We start from the raw sequence: 20489 nt of genomic DNA, 5'->3' as shown, positions 1-20489 counted from the left end.
CACCCGTTGGGGTTGTCACCCCTCAGCGCTATGTTGGAACCTGACATCGCCAATCGCGCGCACCGATGCGCCGTCGCCAGGAGGAAAGCATGATCTTGCTTCGCGAACAGCTCGGTGACGTGCTGCGCCAGCAGCGCCGCGCACAGGGGCGCACCCTGCGCGAGGTTTCGAAGACGGCCCGCATCTCGCTCGGATACCTCAGCGAGATCGAGCGCGGCGAGAAGGAAGCCTCCTCGGAGCTGCTCGCTGCGGTTTGCGAGGCTCTCGAGCTGCCCATGTCCGAGACGCTGTCGCTCGTCGCCGCGAGCGTTCAGGCCGCGGAGAAGGCCAGCGCCCCCGTCGTGCTGCACCCGCAGCGTGACGCGGTGGCCCGCGCCGCCTGACGCATCACGCCAGGACGAGGCCCGTCACCCGCTTCGAGCGGGTGGCGGGCCTTCGTCATGCTCGGACCGCGGAACGTCAGCGGCGTTTGCGGATGCCCTGGGGTGAGGAATGGAAGCCCGCCTCCAGCAGCGCCGCGACGAGGGGAGCCTCGTTGCCGAGGGCGGTGAGGCCGTTGACCGTGCGCACGGTGAGCGACGAGAGCGCACCACGCGTCACGAGGTCGGCGAGGGCGTGGGCTACGGGTGCCCAGGCGGCGTCGTCAGCCGGCCACGTGAGGGCGGTTCGACCGCCACGTTCGAGATAGGTGACGAGCTCGCCGTCGGCGATGACGACGAGGGCACCCGCCTTACGGCCAGGACGATGCCCGGCGTGAGCATCCTGGGCGGCCGGCCACGGCAGGGCCGCGCCGAACGGGTTGGCGGGATCGCAGGCAGCGAGCACGAGGATCTCCGGTTCGCGTCGACCCCACGGATCGGGCTCGGGCGCTCGCGTGGCACGCAGCGAGTCGACGGCGACGGCGGCACCGAACTGGGACGCCCCGAGGCCCTCGACGAAGTAACCGCGGCGCACGAGGCCACGCTCCTCGGCGCCGGCGAGCACCCGGTAGACGGCGGAGAACCCGCCGGGTATTTCTTCGTCCACGACGGCGCCGCGCGTGACGACCCCGTGTCGGACGAGCAGGAGTTCAGCAGCCATGAACGTGCGCTCGGTGAGGTCGTCGTGGGCCTCCGGCAGGAGCCGCCACCGGCCCGCGCCGTGCGCCGGTCCACGACCCGTCGCGAGACCGGCGGCGCTCGGTCGCGAGCGGGTGGAGAGCGACGGGCCACGCAGGCGCGCGTACCGAGAACCGCGGTTACTCGGAACCCGCGGCTTGTGGGCACTGGTGCCGCCGCTGAGCAGGGCCCGAACCGGCGCGAAGGTGTCACCGCTCGCGGCGCCCTCCCACACGAGTTGCCAGAGGGCTGTCGCGACGGCGGTGTCATCGTGTGATCCGAGAGCTCCCGCGATGTCACGGAACAGGTGACTTCCGCCGCGGGCGAGGACGTCGCGCACCGAGCGCGACGTGACGCGCTGCGCAGCGACAGCGGTCTCGTGGCTCGTGGTGGTGTCAGTGTCGGTGGTGTGCGCTTCGGTGTGATCGGTGGTCTCGTCGTGGGCGCGCGACGCAGGAGCGTGAGCATCGACTGAATCGCCGGCCGGTGCGTCGCCGGCGCCCGACCGAAGCGTCAACGGTGCCGAGTCGGGCGTGTGGAAACTGATCCATCCGTCGTCGGCCGAGATACTGCCGTGGCCCTGCCAGAGCAGTTCACCAGAGGCGAGCAGTTCGTCGAGGTCGGCGGGCCGGTAGCCGCGAACTCGTGCGGGCAGGACGAGGCTCTCGATCGCGGACGCCGGCATGGGCACACCGAGCAGGGGTTCGAGCGCGGCCAGCACGCCGTCGGCACCGCGCAACGTGTCGCCAACCTGCTGCCAGCGGGGCAGGAACCGGGCGTACTGCGCGGCGGACACCGGTTCGATCTCGGCGCGAAGAGCCGCGAGGGACAGCCGACGCAGGGAACGCAGGACGGCGTTGTCGCAGTATTCGCCGGAGACGTCGCCGCCGCCCAGCGCGTCGGGCAGCAGGGCGCCGTGCGTGAGGCGTCCGGCTCGTGTGAGGCGCGTGAGGGCGTTTGCGACGACGGACACCCCGAGGGCGAAGGCCTCGGCCGCCTGCTGCGCCGTGAACGGTGCGTGGCACGCGGCGTACCGCGTGAGCAGATCGTCGAGGGGCGTGTCGCCGGGCTCGAGGAAGGCCTGTGGGACGCCGGGCGGCAGGGCGACTCCGAGTGCGTCGCGCAAGCGAGCTGCGTCCTCGACGGCTGCGAGCCTCGTCCGAGAGCCCCACCGAACCTCGATGGCGCGGCGCTCACCGACGAGGGCGTTCCACCAGGCACGGCACTCGTCGGAACTCAGATTCGGGGCGGCATCGCTGTCCGGTGAGGCATCAGGTTCCCCGGGATCCCGGCTCCCGGAATCATCGTCAGCGGAGTCGTGACGCCCCGAGCGCGCAACGATCTCGTCGAGCGTCAACGGGCCGAGGGTGCGCAATGCGTCCGCGAGGTCTTCCGCGTGACGCATCCCGCGGCTCGGATCGAGCAGTTGCAGTCGGCGTTCGTGGCGACGGACGACGTCGGGGTCGAGCAGTTCCGCGATCGACAGGCCACCGGCCGAGCCGAGCAGGTCGGCGAGCAACTCCGGGTCGAGGGACAGCGCGGCGGCGCGGCGTTCGGCGAGCGGCGAGTCGCCCTCGTAGAGGAACTGGGCCACGTAGCTGAACAGCATGGCCTTGGCGTACGGACTGGGTGACGTCGTCTCGGTGTGCACCACCTGGATGGCGCGGCGCTCCACCGAGCGCATGAGCTCGACGAGGCCCGGCACGTCGTAGACGTCCTGGAGGACCTCGCGCACGGCCTCGAGCACGATGGGAAAGCTCGGATAGTCGCTCGCCACCTCGAGGAGCTGGGCGGCCCGCTGGCGTTGCTGCCACAGCGCCTGGCGGCGTCCCGGGTTCTGACGCGGGAGCAGAAGCGCCCGGGCGGCGCACTCCCGGAAGCGGGAGGCGAACAGCGCGGTGCCGCCCACCTCGTCGGTGACGCGGGCGGTGATCTCGTCGGGGTCGAGCACGATCGCTTCGAGCAAGGCCGCCGTGAGGGTGTCGTCGTCGCCCTCGGTGTCGAGCAGCCGGAAGACGAGACCGTCATCGGTGTGCATGGCCTGGACGTCGGCGCCGAAGCGTTCGCGCATCCGCGCGCCCACGACGAGGGCCCACGGCGCGTGGATGGCTGCGCCGAACGGGGAGTGGACGACGACCCGCCAGTCGCCCATCTCGTCGCGGAAGCGTTCGACGACGATGGTGCGGTCGCTGGGAAGGCGTCCGGTCGACTCCTGCTGCTCGCGCAGGTACGTGACGAGGTTGCGGGAGGCGAGGTCGTCGAGACCGACGGCGCGAGCCCGGGCGGTGGCTGCGGCGTCGTCGAGGTCGCCGAGTTCGCGGGCGAACGCACCGATGGCTCGTCCCAGTTCAAGCGGACGACCGAGGGAGTCGCCCTTCCAGAACGGCAGGCGCGCCGCCTGACCCGGAGCCGGCGTCACGAGCACCTGGTCGCGCGTGATGTCCTCGATGCGCCACGTGCTCGTGCCGAGCGTGAAGACGTCGCCGACGCGGCTCTCGTAGACCATCTCCTCGTCGAGCTCACCGACGCGACGGCCGGGGCCGTCACCGCCCGCGAGGAAGACTCCGTACAGCCCACGGTCGGGAATCGTGCCGCCGGACGTGACCGCGAGACGTTGGGCGCCCGGGCGTGAGCGCAGGACGTCGTCGGTGCGATCCCACACGATGCGTGCGCGCAGCTCGCGGAACGAGTCGCTCGGGTAGAGGCCGGACAGCATGTCGAGGACGGAGTCGAGCACCCCGGAGGTGAGCGAGGCGAACGGCGCGCTGCGCTGCATGAGCGCGAGCAGATCGGCGCGGGGGACGTCGTCCATCGCCACCATGGCGACGACCTGCTGGGCGAGGACGTCGAGGGGGTTGCTCGGCACCCGGAGAGGCTCGATCTCACCCGAGCGCATGCGCTCGACCACGACGGCTGCCGAGAGGAGGTCGCCACGGTACTTCGGGAAGAGCACACCGTGGCTCGTCGCACCCACCTGGTGGCCCGCGCGTCCGATGCGCTGCAGGCCGCTCGCCACGCTCGGCGGCGACTCCACCTGGACGACGAGGTCGATGGCGCCCATGTCGATGCCGAGTTCCAGCGAACTCGTGGCGACGACGGCCGGCAGGCGCCCGGCCTTGAGTTCGGTCTCGATGTCGGCGCGCACGTCCTTGCTCACGGAGCCGTGGTGCGCGCGGGCCAGGACCGCCGGAGCGCCTCGGCTCGTGCCGGCCCCACCGATGAGTTGGGCGGCCGGCTTGCTCGCCCGGGCGTCGTACCCGTGCATGAACTCCCCGGAATCAGCGTCGGCTTCCGGCTCGTGCGCGTCTGCGGGGTCACCGGGGCCCTCGGATTCCCCTGCGCTCGTGGCACGCTCGGCCTCGGCCGCCTCGAGGCGTTCGCTCCAGATCTCGTTGAGTCTCGCCGTGAGGCGTTCGGCGAGGCGCCGAGAGTTGGCGAACACCAGTGTCGAGGTGTGCGAGGCCACGAGGTCGACGATGCGCTCCTCCACGTGAGGCCAGATGGAGGCCGTCGCTTCGGGCGCGTGATCGTCGTACGAGGCCTCGGCGTCCGGTGTGGGCGTCGTCGCGAGGTCGGCCATGTCCTCCACGGGCACGACGACGTCGAGCTCCCAGTTCTTCGTGCTGGGCGGCTGCACCGTCGTGACCGGGCGGCCGCCCGCGAGGAAGCGCTCCACCTCGCTCACCGGGCTGACCGTCGCCGACAACCCGATGCGCTGCGCCGGAGAGTCGAGCAACGCATCGAGCCGCTCGAGCGTCACGGCGAGGTGCGCTCCGCGTTTGGTGCCGGCGACGGCGTGGATCTCGTCGACGATGACGTACTCGACGCCCCGCAGGCGCTCGCGGGCGCTACTCGTGAGGAGGAGGAACAGCGATTCCGGCGTCGTGATGAGAACGTCCGCCGAGCGCGACGCGAACGCGCGGCGCTCCGCCGGCGTCGTGTCGCCCGAGCGGACGGCGACGCCGAGATCCGGCTCCTCGAGGCCGAGGCGCGTGCTGGCGTGCCTGATGCCGACGAGCGGTGAGCGCAGGTTGCGCTCCACGTCGACGGCGAGGGCCTTCATCGGCGAGACGTAGAGCACTCGGCAGCGACGGTCGACGTCGTCGGGGCGTGGCGTGCTCGCGAGCCGATCGAGCGCCCAGAGGAACGCACTGAGGGTTTTGCCCGAACCGGTCGGGGCGACGACGAGCGTGTGCCGACCTTCACTGATGGATTCCCACGCGCCCTCCTGCGCGGGAGTGGGCTCGCCGAACGTTCCCGTGAACCACTCACGCGTGGCAGGGGAGAAGCGCTCGACGACGGAACTGCTCATGACGGCAGCCTCCCACGAGCCGCCGACAACCCCGTCGTCGCGGTGTTTACCCGAAGCGCCACCGGCGTCGGTGGGCTCTCAATCACGCCGTGCGTCGGGGCGCATCCGGTTCGACGCGCAGCACACGCAGCGTCGTGGCGAGCATGACGTAGTGGTTGGTGAGCTGGACGAGTTCGATGGCCTCGCGCTCACTGAGCTGACCGCGCACTCGCTGCCAGGTCGCGTCGGTGAGGTCACCCGTGCGGGCCACCTCGTCCGCGGCTGCGAGCACTGTGAGTTCCCGCTCGCTCCACAGCGCCGGGCTGAGGTCGCCCGTGTCGTTGGCGTCGTCGACCTGGGCCGCGTTCAAGCCCGCGCGCTCGCCGAGGTGACGGTGGTGGGCGCTCTCGTAGGCGCACCCAGTGACGGCCGCGACGCGCAGGATGACCGACTCGCTCTCGCGCCGCGTCAGCGTGCCGAAGGGCATGAGTGAACCGGCGAACGCGAGCCACCCCCAGAACTGCCGCCGTCCCCGCCCGAGCGTCGTGATGAAGGCCGGTGGCTCGGTTCCTGTGACCCGACCCGCGATCCGCGAGCCCAGCCAGGCGACGGCTCCGATCTCGCGACGGCCGCCGGGTGCGATGCGCGCCGTCATCGTGCGTGCTCCCCGTGACGTGCGCTCGGCCTGCCGTCGGGCTGCGGAGTCGTCCACGGGGCGTCCTCGCTGCGGGCCAGCTCGAGGGCTTCGCGCAGGTTGGGAAAGCCCCGCAACTCGACGGCACGCTGGGCCAAATGACGCAGCGGGACGACAGGGCGCACCCACGCCGGGGCGCAGACGGTGCGAGAACGGCGGGCGATACCGCGTTCGATGCGGTCGACGGCCTGGGGCAGGGAGCCGAGGCCACTCAACGTGCCCCGGGACCCGAGCAGGGCGTGCGCTGCTCCCGTGTCGAACCCGCGGGAGGTCATCTCTGTGTCGAGTTCGGCGAAGTAGGCGACGCCGACGCGGGCTCCGTCGGGGCGCAGTTCGATGCGTAGGGTGTCGCCGACCGCCTCGACGGCCGCCTTCGACGCCGAGTATGCACCGAGCAACGGTAGGTGCACCGCCGCCGCGAGCGAGGACGTCATGAGGAGGTAGCCGCCGAGGTGCGCCACGTGTCGCGCGGCCGCGCGGGCCGTGTAGTACGCGCCGAGGGTGTTGACCTCGAGCATGCGCTCCATGACACTCGGGTCGCCGCCCGTCATCGGCAGTTGCCGTGCGATGCCGGCGTTCGCGACGACGACGTCGAGGCCGCCGAAGTCGGCTGCGACGCGATCGACGACCTCGTCGACGGCGTCACGGTCGCTGACATCGAGTGCGTACGAAGGGCTGTCGGCGGCCGAAGCAGCCGCTTCGAGCGCGTCGGGCTCGATACCGGTGAAGGCGACACGTGCGCCGTGGGAGGCGAGTTGCGTGGCCAGCGCGGCTCCGATGCCACGTGCAGCGCCGGTGACGAGCACTCGGGTTCCGGGGCGGACATGGGCGGGCGTACGTTCCAGCATGTTCTCCACCCTGGCACGCAGGGACGTGGCGCGTCCGCGGAGTCGGGGAGGTCGGCCGTCAGGCAAAGCGCTCGTTTGGCGAACCGAGTGCGGGCGGGAGAGTCTGGGGGAGTGCGTGAGAGTGAGTTCAATCGTCTGATGCTCGGCGAGTTCGGTGATGCCTACGGCCCGATGGTCGCTTCGAGCCACGTGCTCACCGACCTCGGCGGGCGCACCGCGAACGAGGCGCTCGCCGAGGGGGTACCCGCGCGCCGCGTGTGGGAGGCCGTGTGCGACGCCTTCGAGGTGCCGGAGTCGCGCCGTCTGGGTGAGGATCTCCCCATCGTCGAGCGCCCCTTCGAGTAGCCGGGACGCCTCCCGCCACGCCACGCTGCACGTGATCGAACGCGTGTTCTAACTTTCGTGTATCGTCATCCACAGATGCGACGCCGGGGAACCCCCGTCCACAACGTGCGTGGGCTGCCATTGCGGGGTTGTCGGTGTTCGCCTCTAGCGTCTGATTCGACACCAGGTCACCCGCACGTGGACCGAGGGCTCGATCGTCTGTAGGCGCGCTCATCCACGATTCGACGAAGGAGAACGCCATGGCCAAGTCCCAGGCTCCCACCACTTCCCCAGGCGGCGACAAGATGAAGTCGCTCGACACCGTGATGGCTCAGATCGAGAAGGCTCACGGCAAGGGCTCGATCATGCGCCTCGGTGAGGACGTGCGCCCGCCCATCGAGGTCATCCCGACCAGCTCGATCGCGCTCGACGTCGCGCTCGGTATCGGCGGTCTTCCGCGTGGTCGTGTCGTGGAGATCTACGGCCCGGAATCGTCCGGTAAGACGACCGTCGCGCTGCACGCCGTGGCCAACGCCCAGAAGTCCGGCGGCATCGCCGCCTTCATCGACGCCGAGCACGCGCTCGACCCGGAGTACGCCCGCAAGCTGGGCGTCGACACCGACTCGCTCCTCGTCAGCCAGCCCGACACCGGTGAGCAGGCGCTCGAGATCGCCGACATGCTCATCCGCTCCGGTTCGCTCGACATCATCGTCATCGACTCGGTCGCCGCACTCGTGCCCCGCGCCGAGATCGAGGGCGAGATGGGCGACAGCCACGTCGGTCTGCAGGCGCGCCTCATGTCCCAGGCACTGCGCAAGATCACGGGTGCGCTCAACTCCACCGGCACGACGGCGATCTTCATCAACCAGCTGCGCGAGAAGATCGGTGTCATGTTCGGCTCCCCGGAGACGACCACCGGTGGTAAGGCGCTCAAGTTCTACGCCTCGGTTCGCATCGACGTGCGCCGCATCGAAACGCTCAAGGACGGTTCGGAGCCCGTGGGTAACCGCACCCGCGCCAAGATCGTCAAGAACAAGGTCGCTCCGCCGTTCAAGCAGGCCGAGTTCGACATCCTCTACGGCCAGGGCATCTCCCGTGAGGGTGGTCTCATCGACATGGGTGTCGAGCAGGGCTTCGTGCGCAAGTCCGGTGCTTGGTACACGTACGAAGGAGACCAGCTCGGTCAGGGCAAGGAGAACGCCCGCAACTTCCTCAAGGACAACCCGCAGCTCACCGACGAGCTCGAGCTGAAGATCAAGCGGAAGCTGGGCATCCTCGTCGACCCGGACGCCGAGGACACGGCAGGCGTTCTCGATCCGGATGCGCCGATCGACGCCGAGGTTGCGGTCGACTTCTGATCGACGCCGGCGCGCGACCGGTAACCCGGCGCGCGCCGACTCGTGCACGCGCATGAACCACCGACCTGACGACGTCGGGCAGTCTCTGGGGCTGCCCGACTTCATCGACCCCTCCGACGTCGTCGAGGCGAGCTTCGACGCATCGACCACCTGGGGTGAGGCGCGCCCGAGCCCGGCATCGGGTGGTTTCGAGCCTCGCGATGACGAACCGTCGTCTTCGGCCGGCTGGCGAGGCTCCTCGTGTTCGTCCTTCGGCGAGGGCGCGCGGTCGGCGGGCCGTGGCGCCAAGGGCAAGGGGCGTAAGAAGAAGCAGCTCACGTGGGCCGAGAAGGCCGAGCGCCGGGAGAAGCGGGCGCAGAAGCGCCGCGAGGAGGAGGCGGCCGAGCGCGAGAAGGATCCGCTGGGGTTTGCTCGCGAGATCGTTCTGCGTCAGCTCACGGCCGCCCCGAAGAGTCGAGCGCAGCTCGCGGACAAACTGCGCGAGAAGGAGGTCGACGACGACGTGGCGGAAGCCGTGCTCGACCGCATGGAGGACGTGAAGCTCGTCGACGACGAGGCCTACGCGGGCATGCTCGTGCGTTCACAGGTCGCCTCCCGCGGACTGGCGCGCAAGGCGCTCGCGCAGGAGCTCAAGCGCAAGGGCATCACCCCCGAGGTGGCCGAGGGCGCCCTCGAACAGGTCGACGACGACGCCGAGCGCGCCGTCGCCCTCCAACTCGCGCGCAAGAAGATGACAACGATGTCGCGCCTCGACGAACAGACGCAGACGAGGCGTCTCGCCGGGCTCCTCGCCCGCAAGGGATATCCGCCTTCGCTCGTGTGGTCGGTCATCAAGGAAATCCAGGGTTCGGCCGCACCCGACGAGGCGCACTAGAATCGATGGGCCATGGCTAAGACGTATGAGGTGCGCACCCACGGGTGCCAGATGAATGTCCACGACTCCGAGCGCATCTCGGGGCTGCTCGAGCAGGCCGGGTACACCGACTTCGCTGCGGTGCCCGACACCGAGCGCCCGGAGAACCCCGACCTCGTCGTGTTCAACACGTGCGCGGTGCGTGAGAACGCCTCGAACAAGCTGTACGGCAACCTCGGCCACCTGCGCCCGGTCAAGGACAAGACGCCGGGCATGCAGATCGCCGTCGGTGGCTGCCTCGCGCAGAAGGACCGTTCCGACATCGTCAGCCGCGCCCCCTGGGTCGACGTCGTCTTCGGAACGCACAACGTCGGCTCCCTGCCGGTGCTGCTCGAGCGCGCGCGCCACAACGCCGAGGCGCAGGTCGAGATCCTCGAATCCCTCGAGGTCTTCCCCTCGACGCTGCCGACGCGCCGTGACTCTGCCTACTCGGGCTGGGTCTCCATCTCGGTGGGCTGCAACAACACCTGCACGTTCTGCATCGTGCCCGCGCTGCGCGGCAAGGAGAAGGACCGCCGACCCGGCGAGATCCTCAACGAGGTCAAGGCACTCGTCGACCAGGGCGTCGTCGAGATCACCCTGCTCGGCCAGAACGTCAACACCTACGGCGTGGAGTTCGGCGACCGCCAGGCCTTCAGCAAGCTGCTGCGCGCCTGCGGTGAGATCGAAGGCCTCGAGCGGGTCCGGTTCACGAGTCCGCACCCGGCCGCCTTCACCGACGACGTCATTGAGGCCATGGCCGAGACGCCGAACGTCATGCCGAGCCTGCACATGCCCCTGCAGTCGGGCAGTGACAAGGTGCTCAAGGACATGCGTCGCAGCTACCGCAGCAAGAAGTTCCTCGGCATCATCGACAAGGTGCGCGAGCGCATGCCCGACGCTGCCATCACCACCGACATCATCGTCGGCTTCCCCGGCGAGACGGAGGAGGACTTCCAGGGCACGCTCGACGTCGTCGAGAAGTCGCGCTTCAGCTCCGCGTTCACGTTCCAGTACTCCATTCGCCCCGGCACCCCGGCGGCCACGATGGACGGCCAGATCCCCAAGGAAGTCGTGCAGGAGCGCTTCGAGCGCCTCATCGAGCTCCAGGAGCGCGTCTCCTGGGCGGGCAACCGTGAGCAGGAGGGCCGCACGGTCGAGGTGCTCGTCGCCCCGGCCGAGGGCCGCAAGGACGCCGAGACCAACCGCATGTCGGGCCGTGCCCGCGACAACCGTCTCGTCCACTTCGCCGTTCCCGAAGGAGCCGAGCGCCCTCGCCCGGGCGACATGGTGACGGTCGAGGTCACCTACGGTGCGCCGCACCACCTCGTCGCGGACTCCGGTCTCGACGGGGGCACGTACGACGTGCGTCGCACTCGCGGCGGCGACGCCTGGCAGGCTCTGCAGGACGCGGCCTCAGCGGGAACGCCGGCCGGCGCGGCCAAGCCCGCCGTCGCGCTCGGCATGCCGTCGATCGGCAAGCCGGATACCCCGGCGCCGAGCGCCCCCGCCTGCGGCATCGGCTGACGCCGCTCCTCATCCCACGCCACGCGCCCCTACTGCCCGAAAGGTAGTGGGGGCGCTTCCGCGTCGGCGAGCGAACGTGCCACGGCGGGGAGCACCCGATCGGCGGCGCGCACGATGCCGATCTCGCGCGTGAGTGCCGGGTCGCACAGAGTCACGAGGCGCACACCGTCCGCGCCTGATCGACGCTGTTCGCGGGGGAGCAGGGCTACGCCCAGCCCCGCTTCGACGAGCCCGCGCACCGTACCCAACTCCTGGCACTCGGTCCCCAGACGCGGGCGGAATCCGGCCTCGGCGCAGGCCTCGTCGAGCACGCGTCGCATGCCGTAGTGAGCCGGCATGGTGACGAAGGTTTCCTCGGCTGCGTCGCGTAGCGTCACTTCCCCGCGTGAGGCCAACGGGTGGTCTTCGGGAACGGCCAGGGCGATGGGCTGCTGGATGAGCGAGCGCCACTGGAGGCCTTCCTCCACGCGCGGCTTCGGAGAGACGATCCCGACGTCGAGGTCGCCCTCGCGCACGAGGCGACAGATCGTCTCGGCGGCGTCCTGCACGAGTTGGAAGCGTGCGTGCGGGTGACTCCGACGCACGTGGCCCAGCAGGTGGGGCACGAGCCAGGGGCCGAAACTGTGGAGGAAGCCGAGGCGCAGTTCGTCGTCGCCCCCGTGCATCTCGGCGATGCGCGCGCGGGCGACGGCCATCGTGAAGTCCGCGCGGCGGGCCGCGTCGACGTAGATGCGTCCGGCGTCGTTGAGGCGCAGCCGCCGCCCCGGTCGATCGAACAACGACGCTCCGAGCGCTGATTCGAGCGTCGCAAGCCTCCGGGAGAGGGTCGGCTGGGTCGTCCCGAGCATCGCCGCGGCATCGGTGACGTTCTCCACCTCGGCCAGGGTCACGATCCAGTTGTGACCTGAGAGAACCTCCGGATCCTGCTCATGCGTCATGTGCATCAGTGTGGCATTGAGAACGTATTTCCGTATGTGGGCCGCCCGGCGCAGAGTGAGGGACATGACAGCGACAGCGGAGACCGAGCAGCCCGGGGCGGCACAGCACGCCGATGCACTGCGTGGCTATGTGCGCGGCGACGCCGGCTATACCCGCATCACGACGGCGCTCTTCGCGGCCGGTATGGCGACCTTCGTGTCGATGTACTCGGCGCAGGCCGTCCTGCCCGACCTCGCGCGTGAGTTCGATGCGTCCCCGGCCGTGGCAGCCCTCGCCGTCAGCGCGACGACCGGTGTGCTCGCCTTCGCCATCGTTCCGGCCAGCATCCTCTCGGAACGCTTCGGACGCAGCCGCGTCATGGTCGCCTCGGCGTTGCTCTCCGCGATCATCGGCCTGCTCATTCCTCTCGCGACCTCGCTCGAGGTCGTCCTCGCCGGCCGTGCCCTCCAGGGCCTGACCCTCGCCGGTGTGCCCGCCGTCGCCATGGCCTACCTCGCCGAGGAGGTGGACGGCGCGTCCCTCGGAACGGCCATGGGCCGCTACATCGCAGGCACGACGATCGGTGGGTTGGCCGGACGCATCGTGGCCTCGTTCGCGCTCGACGTCACGACGTGGCGGTGGGCACTCGAAGCGGCTGCCGTCGTCGCGCTGGTGTTCACCGCCCTCTTCGTGAAGCTCGCCCCCGCGAGCCGATTCTTCGAACCCAAGCGGATCGGTCTTCGCGCGTCGAGCGCCAACCTGGCCCACCACCTGCGCAACCCGCGCCTCATGGCGCTTGTCGCCGTCGCCTTCCTTCTCATGGGCGGTTTCGTCTCGATCTACAACGTGCTGGGGTTCCGCCTCCTGCGCGAGCCCTTCGCTCTGCCGCAGGCCGTGGTCGGCCTCGTGTTCTGCCTCTATCTGTCGGGCACGCTCACGTCCGCCTGGGCCGGACGCTTGGCCGACCGATACGGTCGCGGGCCGGTACTCGCCGTCTCGACCCTGACGATGGCACTCGGCCTGCTCCTCACCTGGTTCGACAACCTCGCGACGCTGCTCGTCGGCATGCTGGCGTTCACCGGTGGCTTCTTCGCCGCCCACGCGAGCGCGAGCGGGTGGGTGACGGCCCTCGCAACGCGCCATCGCGCCGAGGCGAGCTCGCTCTATCTGTTCGGTTACTACACGGGCTCGTCCGTCATCGGTGCGCTGGCCGGGTGGCCCTTCGCCACGCTGGGATGGGGCGGGACGCTCGTCCTCGTGCTTGCCACCGTCCTCGCGGCGCTCGGTCTCGCCCTCACCCTGTGGCGTAGCGCAGACCAGGCGCCGACTCCCGCCGCGGCGTAAGCACCGCCGTGCGCCGCTGGTGCAAGCGTGCTCCGAGCTTTGGGAGAATAGGCGCGTGAACACCCCCGGTACCGATCGAGCACTCGTGCGACCGCGCGTCATCGCCGTCGTCGGCCCGACGGCAACCGGCAAGAGCGATCTCTCGCTCGACCTTGCCGAGCGACTCGGCGGCGAGATCGTCAACGCGGATGCGTCGCAGTTCTACCGCGGTATGGACATCGGTACGGCCAAGCTGCCTGTGGGGGAGCGGCGCGGCATCCCGCACCACCAGATCGACACCCTCGACATCCTCGACGAGGCGACGATCGCGCGCTTCCAGCGCGAGGTTCGGGCCGACATTCAAGGGGTGCTGGCTCGTGGCAACGTTCCGATCGTCGTGGGTGGCTCCGGCCTCTACCTGCGGGCCGCGCTCGACGTCCTGGAGATCCCGCCGACAGATCCGCAGGTGCGCGCCCGCTTCGAGCGGCGCCTCGAGGACGAGGGCTCCGGCGCCCTTCACCGGGAGTTGGCCGAGCAGGATCCCGCGGCGGCTGCCGACATCCTTGCGAGCAACGGGCGCAGGGTCGTGCGCGCGCTCGAGGTGATCGCGTTGACCGGACGCCCCTTCAGCGCCACGGCGCCGACGAAAACCTTCCTCGAACCGACGATCGTGCTCGGCCTCCAGGCCGACCCGACGGAACTCGTGACCCGCATCGAGCGACGTGTCGACCTCATGTGGGAACGCGGGTTGCTCGACGAGGTGCGTGAACTCGACGCCCGAGGCCTGCGCAACGGGCGGACGGCGAGCCGGGCCATCGGCTACTCCCAGGCGCTCGAGCACCTCGACGGCCTCCTCGACGAGCAGGCCGCGAAGGAGGCGACGGCGATCGCGACGCGCCAGTTCGCCCGTCGTCAGCGCGCGTGGTTCCGCCCGGATCCGCGGCCGGTGTGGCTGCCCTACGACGCGCCGGATCTCCTCGCCCGCGCCCTGGCGGAAGTCGACGGCTACAGTCCGGCGCGGCACGGAAGGGTCGCGGCTGCGTCTGACGCCGTGTGACACGATGAGCGCGTGACGCGCATTCCATTCACCAAGGGCCACGGCACGCAGAACGACTTCGTCCTGGTGCCCGATCATGACGGCACCCTCGACCTCAGCGTCGACGACGTCGCCTTCCTGTGTGACCGCCGCGCCGGCATTGGCGGCGACGGCATGATCCGCGTCGTGCGCACGGCTGCGGTGCCCGAGGTCGCGGCGCTCGCCGGAGAGGCTGAGTGGTTCATGGACTACCGCAACGCCGACGGGTCGCTCGCCGAGATGTGCGGCAACGGAACGCGCGTCTTCGCCGAATACCTGCGCTCGCGCGGACTCGTCGCGAGCGAGCATTTCGCCATCGCGACGCGCGCCGGCGTCAAGGAGATGGTGTCCGTCCCGCACGGCTGGGCCGTCGAGCTCGGCCAGTGGCGCCTCGCCCGGGAAGAGGAGGCCGAGCGCCGCGGGATGGACTCTGTCGTCCAGGTCCACGGTTCGCCCGACCCCTTGCCCGCGCTCAGCCTCGAACTCGGCAACCCGCACACCGTCGTCGCGCTACCTCCGTCGGTGCACCTGGGCTCCCTCGAGCTGCACGAGGCACCGCACGTCGACCCTCACCCGGAGCACGGCAGCAACGTCGAGTTCGTCCATGCGATCGAGCACGCCCACATCAGCATGCGCGTGCACGAGCGCGGCAGCGGCGAGACGCGCTCGTGCGGCACCGGCGCTGCGGCCGCGGCTATCGCGACGTGGTGGTGGGGCGGCAAGCCTGAGGGCCAGCTCGACTGGAAGGTCGACGTTCTCGGCGGCACGCTCGGCGTGCACATCAAGGGCGACGAGGTTGCGCTCTCGGGGCCGGCTCAGCTCGTCGCCGACGGTGAGGTCGACCTGCCGCAACGCTGAGTCGCCCGGTCGGACAACGCTCGACGTGTGGTCGGCGAAACGGTTTGTGTCCCAACGAAAAACGTCGTCAGTGAACGTGAACCTGAGCGATACTCAATGGCCTAGACGTCCGCGTTTGGCGCCGGTGCGCCAGTGTCCTCCGCAGCCTCCAAGGGCGTGGGTCCGCCGTCGGACGTGCGCACCACTTCGAGAATGCGGAACCCCTTGACCGATGTCAGGCGCGTGACCTCGTAGGCGTCGCCCAACTGCTCCACGAGCCACTTCGCCAGTGAGTCCGAGCCGAGGTTGCGCTGGACGACGAGGTAGGCGCGCCCGCCGACGACGAGGCGGGGTAGCCAAGTGAGCAGCATCGAATGCAGCACCTTCTTGCCCACCCTGATCGGCGGGTTGGACCAGATGAGATCGAACCGAACGTCGGCCGGAACCTGCGACGGGCGAGCGGTCGTCACGTTTGAACACCCCTGAGCCGCAACGTTCGTCGCGCACAGGTCGAGGGCGCGTTCGTTGACGTCCACCGCCCACACGTGCGCATCCGGGCTCTCCAACGCGAGCGTCGTCGCGATCGGCCCCCAGCCGCACCCCATGTCCAGGAAAGTGCCTGCCTCGGGCGGCGCCGGTGCGTGGTTGAGAAGAACAGCAGTGCCCGAGTCGAGACGGTCGGGGCAGAAGACACCGGGTGCGGTCTGCATGGCGACGCTGCGCCCGGCCAGGCGCAAGGTGAGGGTGCGCCGTTCGTCGGGTGACGCCGGCTCCGCAGTGAAGTAGTGATCGCTCATCACGGCACAGCCTACGACCGCCGCATTGGCTCGAGAACCGGCGCGGGAGCGGAGAACTCCGCCCGGGCGAGTCGCAACCGCGGGAGTAAATCGCTGGCCTCGCTCGTTGAACCCTGCAACGATCGAACTCTGCGCGTCACCTCGACCGCAGCGACGCACAACGTGAGGATCAGCCCTGAACGAGCGCAACCCCGCCGACTTCCTTTCCCGCCGAGCCCAGGCGCTTGCGGACGGCGACGACGCAACGGTCGTCTACGACGACCGCGGATTTGTCGTCGACTCCTACGACGGTGACCAGATCGAGCGCGAAGAGCGCGCCGCTCTGCGCCGTGTGCACGGCCTGTCGACGGAGCTCGAGGACGTCTCCGAGGTCGAGTACCGCCAACTGCGCCTCGAGCGCGTCGTCCTGGCGGGCGTCTGGTCCGAGGGTTCGAGCGAGGACGCCGAGAACTCCCTGCGTGAGCTCGCCGCTCTCGCGGAGACGGCCGGCTCCCAGGTGCTCGCGGGCGTCGTCCAGCGTCGCCTGCGCCCCGACCCGGGCACCTGGCTCGGTAAGGGCAAGGCCGAGGCACTCAAGGAGATCGTCGTCGCCGAAGGCGCCGACACCGTCATCGCCAACGGCGAGCTCGCCCCGAGCCAGCGCCGCGCTCTCGAGGACGTCGTCAAGGTGAAGGTCATCGACCGCACCGCGCTCATCCTCGACATCTTCGCCCAGCACGCGAAGAGCAAGGAGGGCAAGGCCCAGGTCGAGCTGGCTCAGATGCAGTACCTCCTGCCGCGTCTTCGCGGTTGGGGTGAGTCGATGTCGCGTCAGGCCGGTGGTCAGGCCGCGGGTGGCCAGGGCATGGGGTCGCGCGGTCCCGGTGAGACGAAGATCGAACTCGACCGACGTCGCATCAACACGCGCATGGCCAAGCTGCGCCGCGAGATCGCGGAGATGAAGACGACTCGCGACACCAAGCGCAGCGGGCGCCGCAACAACAACGTGCCGAGCGTCGCCATCGCCGGCTACACGAACGCCGGCAAGAGCTCGCTCCTCAACCGCCTCACCAACGCCGGTGTGCTCGTGCAGAACCAGCTGTTCGCCACGCTCGACCCGACGGTCCGCCGCGCCGAGACGCCGGACGGGCGCGGTTACACGCTGGCCGACACCGTCGGCTTCGTGCGCGACCTGCCGCACCAACTCGTCGAGGCCTTCCGCTCGACACTGGAGGAAGTGGCCGACGCCGACCTGCTCCTGCACGTCGTCGACGGCTCCCACCCCGACCCGGAGTCGCAGATCTCCGCGGTGCGCGAGGTGCTCGCCGACGTCGACGCGAGCGATGTCAAGGAAGTCATCGTCATCAACAAGGCCGACATCGCCGCCCCCGACGTCATCGACCGCCTGATGCGCCACGAGAAGCACTGCATCGCCGTGTCGGCTCGTACGGGCGAGGGGTTGCCCGAACTGCTGCAACTCATCGCGGACGAACTGCCCCACCCCGACGTGCGGGTCGAACTCCTGCTGCCGTACGAGCGAGGTGACCTCCTCAGCCGCGTGCACGCCGACGGTGACGTGCTCGGCGTCGAGCACCGCCCCGAAGGCACCCACGTGCACGCCAAGGTGACGAAGGAACTGGCCGGCGAGTTGGAGCCGTATCTGACGTCCAGCGTCGCCTGAGCTTCGCGCCACGGATTCGTCCGTCCCTAGCGGGCCTCAATAGGATGCGCTCGTGAGTTCGTCTTCCCGCACCACGGCCACCGCCGAACACCGCCGTCTGGCCCAGGCACCGAAGGACAGCGACCCGTGGCGTCTGTGGGGGCCGTACATGGCCGCTCGCCAGTGGGGCACGGTCCGTGAGGACTACTCTGCCGACGGCAACGCGTGGGCTTACCTGCCGTTCGACCACGCCCACCAGCGCGCCTACCGCTGGGGCGAGGACGGACTGGCGGGTCTGTGCGACCGCTTCGGGTTCTTCAACGTCTCGCTGGCGTTGTGGAACGGTGAGGACGACCGCCTCAAGGAACGTCTGTTCGGCCTGACGAACGGTGAAGGCAACCACGGCGAGGACGTCAAGGAGGTCTGGTGGCCCACCGACGCCACCCCCACCCACTCCTACGGCACGTGGCTCTATCGCTACCCACAGGCCGCGTTCCCGTACAACCACCTGCGCGCCGAGGCCGCCTCGCGCGGGCGAACCGACGACGAGTACGAGCTCATCGACACGGGAGTCTTCGACGAGAACCGCTTCTTCGACATCGAGGTCACGCACGCCAAGGCGAACCCGACCGACATCTGCCTCGAGTACACCGCGACCAACCACGGCCCCGACGCCGCGCCGCTCGACCTCGTGCCGCAGGCGTGGTTCCGCAACACGTGGTCGTGGGGACGAGACGAGCGTGAACCCTCGATCTCCCTCGTCACGGAGAACTGCGTGCGCGCCGAACACGGCTGGCTCGGCGACTACGAACTGCACGCCGACGGCGAGCCGCGCATCATCTTCTGCGACAACGAGACGAACGAGATCGCCGTGTTCGGCGCGCAGACCAACCCCCGTGAGCTGACGAAGGACGGCATCAACCAGCGCATCGTGGCGGGGGAGAGCGACGGCATCCGCCTCGACCACGGCACGAAGGTCGGCTTCTGGTACCACTTCGAGGCCATCGCGCCGGGTGAGAGCGTCACCGTGCGGCTGCGTCTGCGCGGCGTCGGGCGCTCGAGCGCCCACCAGCCCAAGGGAACCGCCCACCAGGAGCCGGTGCCCGGCGACCCGGCCTTCGGTGAGGGCTTCGACATCGTCCGTCGGGTGCGCGCCGAGGAGGCCGACGAGTTCTACGCCGCGGTCATCCCGGCCACGGTGAGCGACGACGACCGTCACATTGCCCGTCGCGCTTTCGCGGGCCTCTTGTGGGGCAAGCAGCTCTACCGCTACTACGTCGAGGAATGGCTCGAGGGCGACCCGGCCGTCAAGGCGCCGCCGCGTGAGCGCGTCACCGGCGTCGAGGGCCGACACGGACGCAACGTCGGCTGGCGCCACCTCGCCCTGGCCGACGTCATCTCGATGCCGGACGAGTGGGAGTACCCCTGGTTCGCCGCGTGGGATCTGGCGTTCCACACCGTGCCGCTCGCGCACATCGACCCCGAGTTCGCCAAGCACCAGCTCGTGCTCATGTGCCGGGAGTGGGCCCAGCACCCCAATGGTCAGCTGCCCGCGTACGAATGGGCCTTCGAGGACGTCAACCCGCCCGTCCACGCGTGGGCCTGCTGGCAGGTCTACGCCATTGACGGCGGACAGGACCAGGCCTTCCTCATCCAGGTCTTCAACAAGCTGCTTCTCAACTTCTCGTGGTGGGTCAACCGCAAGGACGCCGAGGGCTCCTACCTCTTCGAGGGCGGCTTCCTCGGCATGGACAACATCGCGCTGTTCGACCGCTCGACCGCCGTGCCCCCGGGCTACAAGCTGGAACAGTCCGACGCGACGAGCTGGATGGCGTTCTTCTCGCTGTCGATGCTGCGCATGGCCCTCGAACTCGCGCGCCACGAGCGGGCCTACGACAACACGGCCACGACGTTCCTGCAGTACTTCATCAACCTTGCCCACGCGATGGACCGCACGACGCCGGAGAAGGTGTCGAGCCTGTGGAACGAGGAGGACGGCTTCTTCTACGACGCCCTCCAGCACGAGGACGGCGAGATCATCCAGCTGCGCGTTCGCTCGATGGTCGGCCTGCTGCCGCTCATGGCCGTGCTCATCGCCCCGAGTTGGGTGCAGCACGAACTGCCCGACTTCGTGCGCGAGGTCGAGTGGATGATGGAGCGCGAGCCGGCCATGATGAAGGCCATCACGCAGGCCGAGGCCGACTCCGGCGGCGAGAAGCTGACGATGACGCTCATCTCCAAGCGACGCCGCGGCCTGCTGCTCGAACGACTCTTCGACGAGAACGAGTTCCTCTCCGAGTTCGGTATCCGTTCGCTGTCCGCGGCCTACCGCGAGGAGTACACGGCGGAGATCGGCGGACGCTCGATGTCGATCCGCTACACCCCCGGAGAGTCCGACATCGACCTGTTCGGCGGCAACTCCAACTGGCGTGGGCCGGTGTGGTTCCCGGTCAACTTCCTCGTCGTCGACTCGCTGCGTCTGTACGCCGCGTCGGCGGAGGGCGACGTCGAGTACGAGTACCCGACCGGATCGGGGCGGATGGTCAAGCTGTCCGAGATCGTCTCCGACCTCGAGGACCGGCTCGTCAATCTCTTCCGTCTCGGACCCAACGGCCGCCCGGGCGACCAGCGTGAGTACCCGAACGGGCCGCTGTGGGACGAGCACGTCACGTTCAGCGAGTACTTCCACGGCGACACCGGCGTCGGCCTCGGCGCCGCGCACCAGACGGGGTGGACGGCGCTCGTGGCGCACTACATTTGCTCCGATCACGCGCCGCACCTGCCGGGGGTTCTGCCCGGCGAGTGAGCCGCATGCGGTGGCCTGTGCGGGCGTCGTCCACAGTGACGACGCCCGCACAGGCGTTTCCAC

15 protein-coding genes are annotated in these 20489 nt (G+C 69.6%); 10 read left to right on the top strand and 5 right to left on the bottom strand.

Annotation, left to right across the window (positions count from 1 at the left end):
• The first annotated feature begins 89 nt into the window (after positions 1-89).
• Positions 90-383, top strand: coding sequence for a helix-turn-helix domain-containing protein (locus tag H7F30_RS12595; RefSeq protein WP_047311399.1), 294 nt, complete (start codon positions 90-92; stop codon positions 381-383).
• 76 nt (positions 384-459) lie between these two features.
• On the opposite strand, the gene H7F30_RS12590 is transcribed toward H7F30_RS12595, so the two are convergent.
• From H7F30_RS12590 to H7F30_RS12580, 3 genes are all read right to left on the bottom strand, one after another.
• Positions 460-5409 (bottom strand): DEAD/DEAH box helicase, encoded by a 4950-nt coding sequence (locus tag H7F30_RS12590; RefSeq protein WP_129662950.1) that lies wholly within the window; start codon positions 5407-5409, stop codon positions 460-462.
• A gap of 82 nt (positions 5410-5491) precedes the next feature.
• Complete coding sequence (locus H7F30_RS12585; RefSeq protein ID WP_129663232.1) at positions 5492-6043, bottom strand: carboxymuconolactone decarboxylase family protein; 552 nt, start codon at positions 6041-6043, stop codon at positions 5492-5494.
• Entirely contained in the window at positions 6040-6930 is an 891-nt protein-coding gene (locus H7F30_RS12580; RefSeq protein ID WP_129662952.1) for an SDR family NAD(P)-dependent oxidoreductase, read from the bottom strand. The genes H7F30_RS12585 and H7F30_RS12580 overlap by 4 nt, the downstream gene beginning before the upstream one ends.
• An 87-nt stretch (positions 6931-7017) precedes the next feature.
• On the opposite strand from H7F30_RS12580, the gene H7F30_RS12575 reads away from it, so the two are divergent.
• The 4 genes from H7F30_RS12575 (at position 7018) to miaB (ending at position 11031) form a co-directional block, all read left to right on the top strand.
• The gene (locus H7F30_RS12575) at positions 7018-7275 is read left to right on the top strand and encodes a DUF3046 domain-containing protein (RefSeq protein WP_319803854.1); all 258 of its coding nucleotides are present in this window, start codon (positions 7018-7020) and stop codon (positions 7273-7275) included.
• 284 nt (positions 7276-7559) lie between these two features.
• On the top strand, positions 7560-8612 hold the full coding sequence (gene recA / locus H7F30_RS12570; protein ID WP_370448511.1) for a recombinase RecA: 1053 nt from the start codon (positions 7560-7562) through the stop codon (positions 8610-8612).
• A gap of 52 nt (positions 8613-8664) precedes the next feature.
• Entirely contained in the window at positions 8665-9486 is an 822-nt protein-coding gene (locus tag H7F30_RS12565; RefSeq protein ID WP_129662958.1) for a regulatory protein RecX, read from the top strand.
• Between the two features lie 12 nt (positions 9487-9498).
• Positions 9499-11031 carry a tRNA (N6-isopentenyl adenosine(37)-C2)-methylthiotransferase MiaB gene (gene miaB, locus H7F30_RS12560; RefSeq protein WP_129662960.1) on the top strand — a complete coding sequence of 511 codons (1533 nt, stop codon included), beginning with the start codon at positions 9499-9501 and terminating at the stop codon, positions 11029-11031.
• 29 nt (positions 11032-11060) lie between these two features.
• Here miaB and H7F30_RS12555 read toward each other — a convergent pair whose 3' ends face one another.
• The gene (locus H7F30_RS12555; RefSeq protein ID WP_165357832.1) at positions 11061-11969 is read right to left on the bottom strand and encodes a LysR family transcriptional regulator; all 909 of its coding nucleotides are present in this window, start codon (positions 11967-11969) and stop codon (positions 11061-11063) included.
• Positions 11970-12033: 64 nt separating this feature from the next.
• On the opposite strand from H7F30_RS12555, the gene H7F30_RS12550 reads away from it, so the two are divergent.
• Genes H7F30_RS12550 through dapF form a run of 3 tightly spaced genes read left to right on the top strand, consistent with a single transcriptional unit; the run spans position 12034 to position 15205 of the window.
• Positions 12034-13293: an MFS transporter gene (locus H7F30_RS12550; RefSeq protein WP_129662964.1), complete on the top strand. Its 1260-nt coding sequence runs from the start codon at positions 12034-12036 to the stop codon at positions 13291-13293.
• A 55-nt stretch (positions 13294-13348) separates the two neighbouring features.
• Positions 13349-14329, top strand: a complete 981-nt coding sequence (gene miaA / locus H7F30_RS12545; protein WP_240730087.1) for a tRNA (adenosine(37)-N6)-dimethylallyltransferase MiaA — start codon at positions 13349-13351, stop codon at positions 14327-14329.
• 12 nt (positions 14330-14341) lie between these two features.
• Positions 14342-15205 carry a diaminopimelate epimerase gene (gene dapF, locus H7F30_RS12540; protein WP_129662966.1) on the top strand — a complete coding sequence of 288 codons (864 nt, stop codon included), beginning with the start codon at positions 14342-14344 and terminating at the stop codon, positions 15203-15205.
• 101 nt (positions 15206-15306) lie between these two features.
• On the opposite strand, the gene H7F30_RS12535 is transcribed toward dapF, so the two are convergent.
• The gene (locus H7F30_RS12535; RefSeq protein ID WP_129662968.1) at positions 15307-15981 is read right to left on the bottom strand and encodes a class I SAM-dependent methyltransferase; all 675 of its coding nucleotides are present in this window, start codon (positions 15979-15981) and stop codon (positions 15307-15309) included.
• A 175-nt stretch (positions 15982-16156) separates the two neighbouring features.
• On the opposite strand from H7F30_RS12535, the gene hflX reads away from it, so the two are divergent.
• Positions 16157-17641, top strand: coding sequence for a GTPase HflX (gene hflX, locus H7F30_RS12530; protein ID WP_129662970.1), 1485 nt, complete (start codon positions 16157-16159; stop codon positions 17639-17641).
• A 52-nt stretch (positions 17642-17693) separates the two neighbouring features.
• Positions 17694-20426 carry a glucosidase gene (locus H7F30_RS12525; RefSeq protein WP_187035483.1) on the top strand — a complete coding sequence of 911 codons (2733 nt, stop codon included), beginning with the start codon at positions 17694-17696 and terminating at the stop codon, positions 20424-20426.
• Positions 20427-20489 lie beyond the last annotated feature (63 nt).

It is taken from the genome of Dermacoccus sp. PAMC28757, from assembly GCF_014302635.1.
GTDB classification, from domain to species: Bacteria; Actinomycetota; Actinomycetes; order Actinomycetales; family Dermatophilaceae; genus Dermacoccus; species Dermacoccus abyssi.
This window is presented reverse-complemented; position numbering and strand designations above follow the sequence as displayed.

What these genes read in the sequence shown, in the direction of transcription:
- H7F30_RS12595 (WP_047311399.1), top strand. Translation starts at nt 90, where the DNA reads ATGATCTTGCTTCGCGAACAGCTCGGTGACGTGCTGCGCCAGCAGCGC.
- H7F30_RS12555 (WP_165357832.1), bottom strand. Translation starts at nt 11,969, where the DNA reads ATGACGCATGAGCAGGATCCGGAGGTTCTCTCAGGTCACAACTGGATC.
- H7F30_RS12550 (WP_129662964.1), top strand. Translation starts at nt 12,034, where the DNA reads ATGACAGCGACAGCGGAGACCGAGCAGCCCGGGGCGGCACAGCACGCC.
- H7F30_RS12535 (WP_129662968.1), bottom strand. Translation starts at nt 15,981, where the DNA reads ATGAGCGATCACTACTTCACTGCGGAGCCGGCGTCACCCGACGAACGG.
- H7F30_RS12590 (WP_129662950.1), bottom strand. Translation starts at nt 5,409, where the DNA reads ATGAGCAGTTCCGTCGTCGAGCGCTTCTCCCCTGCCACGCGTGAGTGG.
- H7F30_RS12585 (WP_129663232.1), bottom strand. Translation starts at nt 6,043, where the DNA reads ATGACGGCGCGCATCGCACCCGGCGGCCGTCGCGAGATCGGAGCCGTC.
- miaB (WP_129662960.1), top strand. Translation starts at nt 9,499, where the DNA reads ATGGCTAAGACGTATGAGGTGCGCACCCACGGGTGCCAGATGAATGTC.
- recA (WP_370448511.1), top strand. Translation starts at nt 7,560, where the DNA reads ATGAAGTCGCTCGACACCGTGATGGCTCAGATCGAGAAGGCTCACGGC.
- H7F30_RS12580 (WP_129662952.1), bottom strand. Translation starts at nt 6,930, where the DNA reads ATGCTGGAACGTACGCCCGCCCATGTCCGCCCCGGAACCCGAGTGCTC.
- H7F30_RS12565 (WP_129662958.1), top strand. Translation starts at nt 8,665, where the DNA reads ATGAACCACCGACCTGACGACGTCGGGCAGTCTCTGGGGCTGCCCGAC.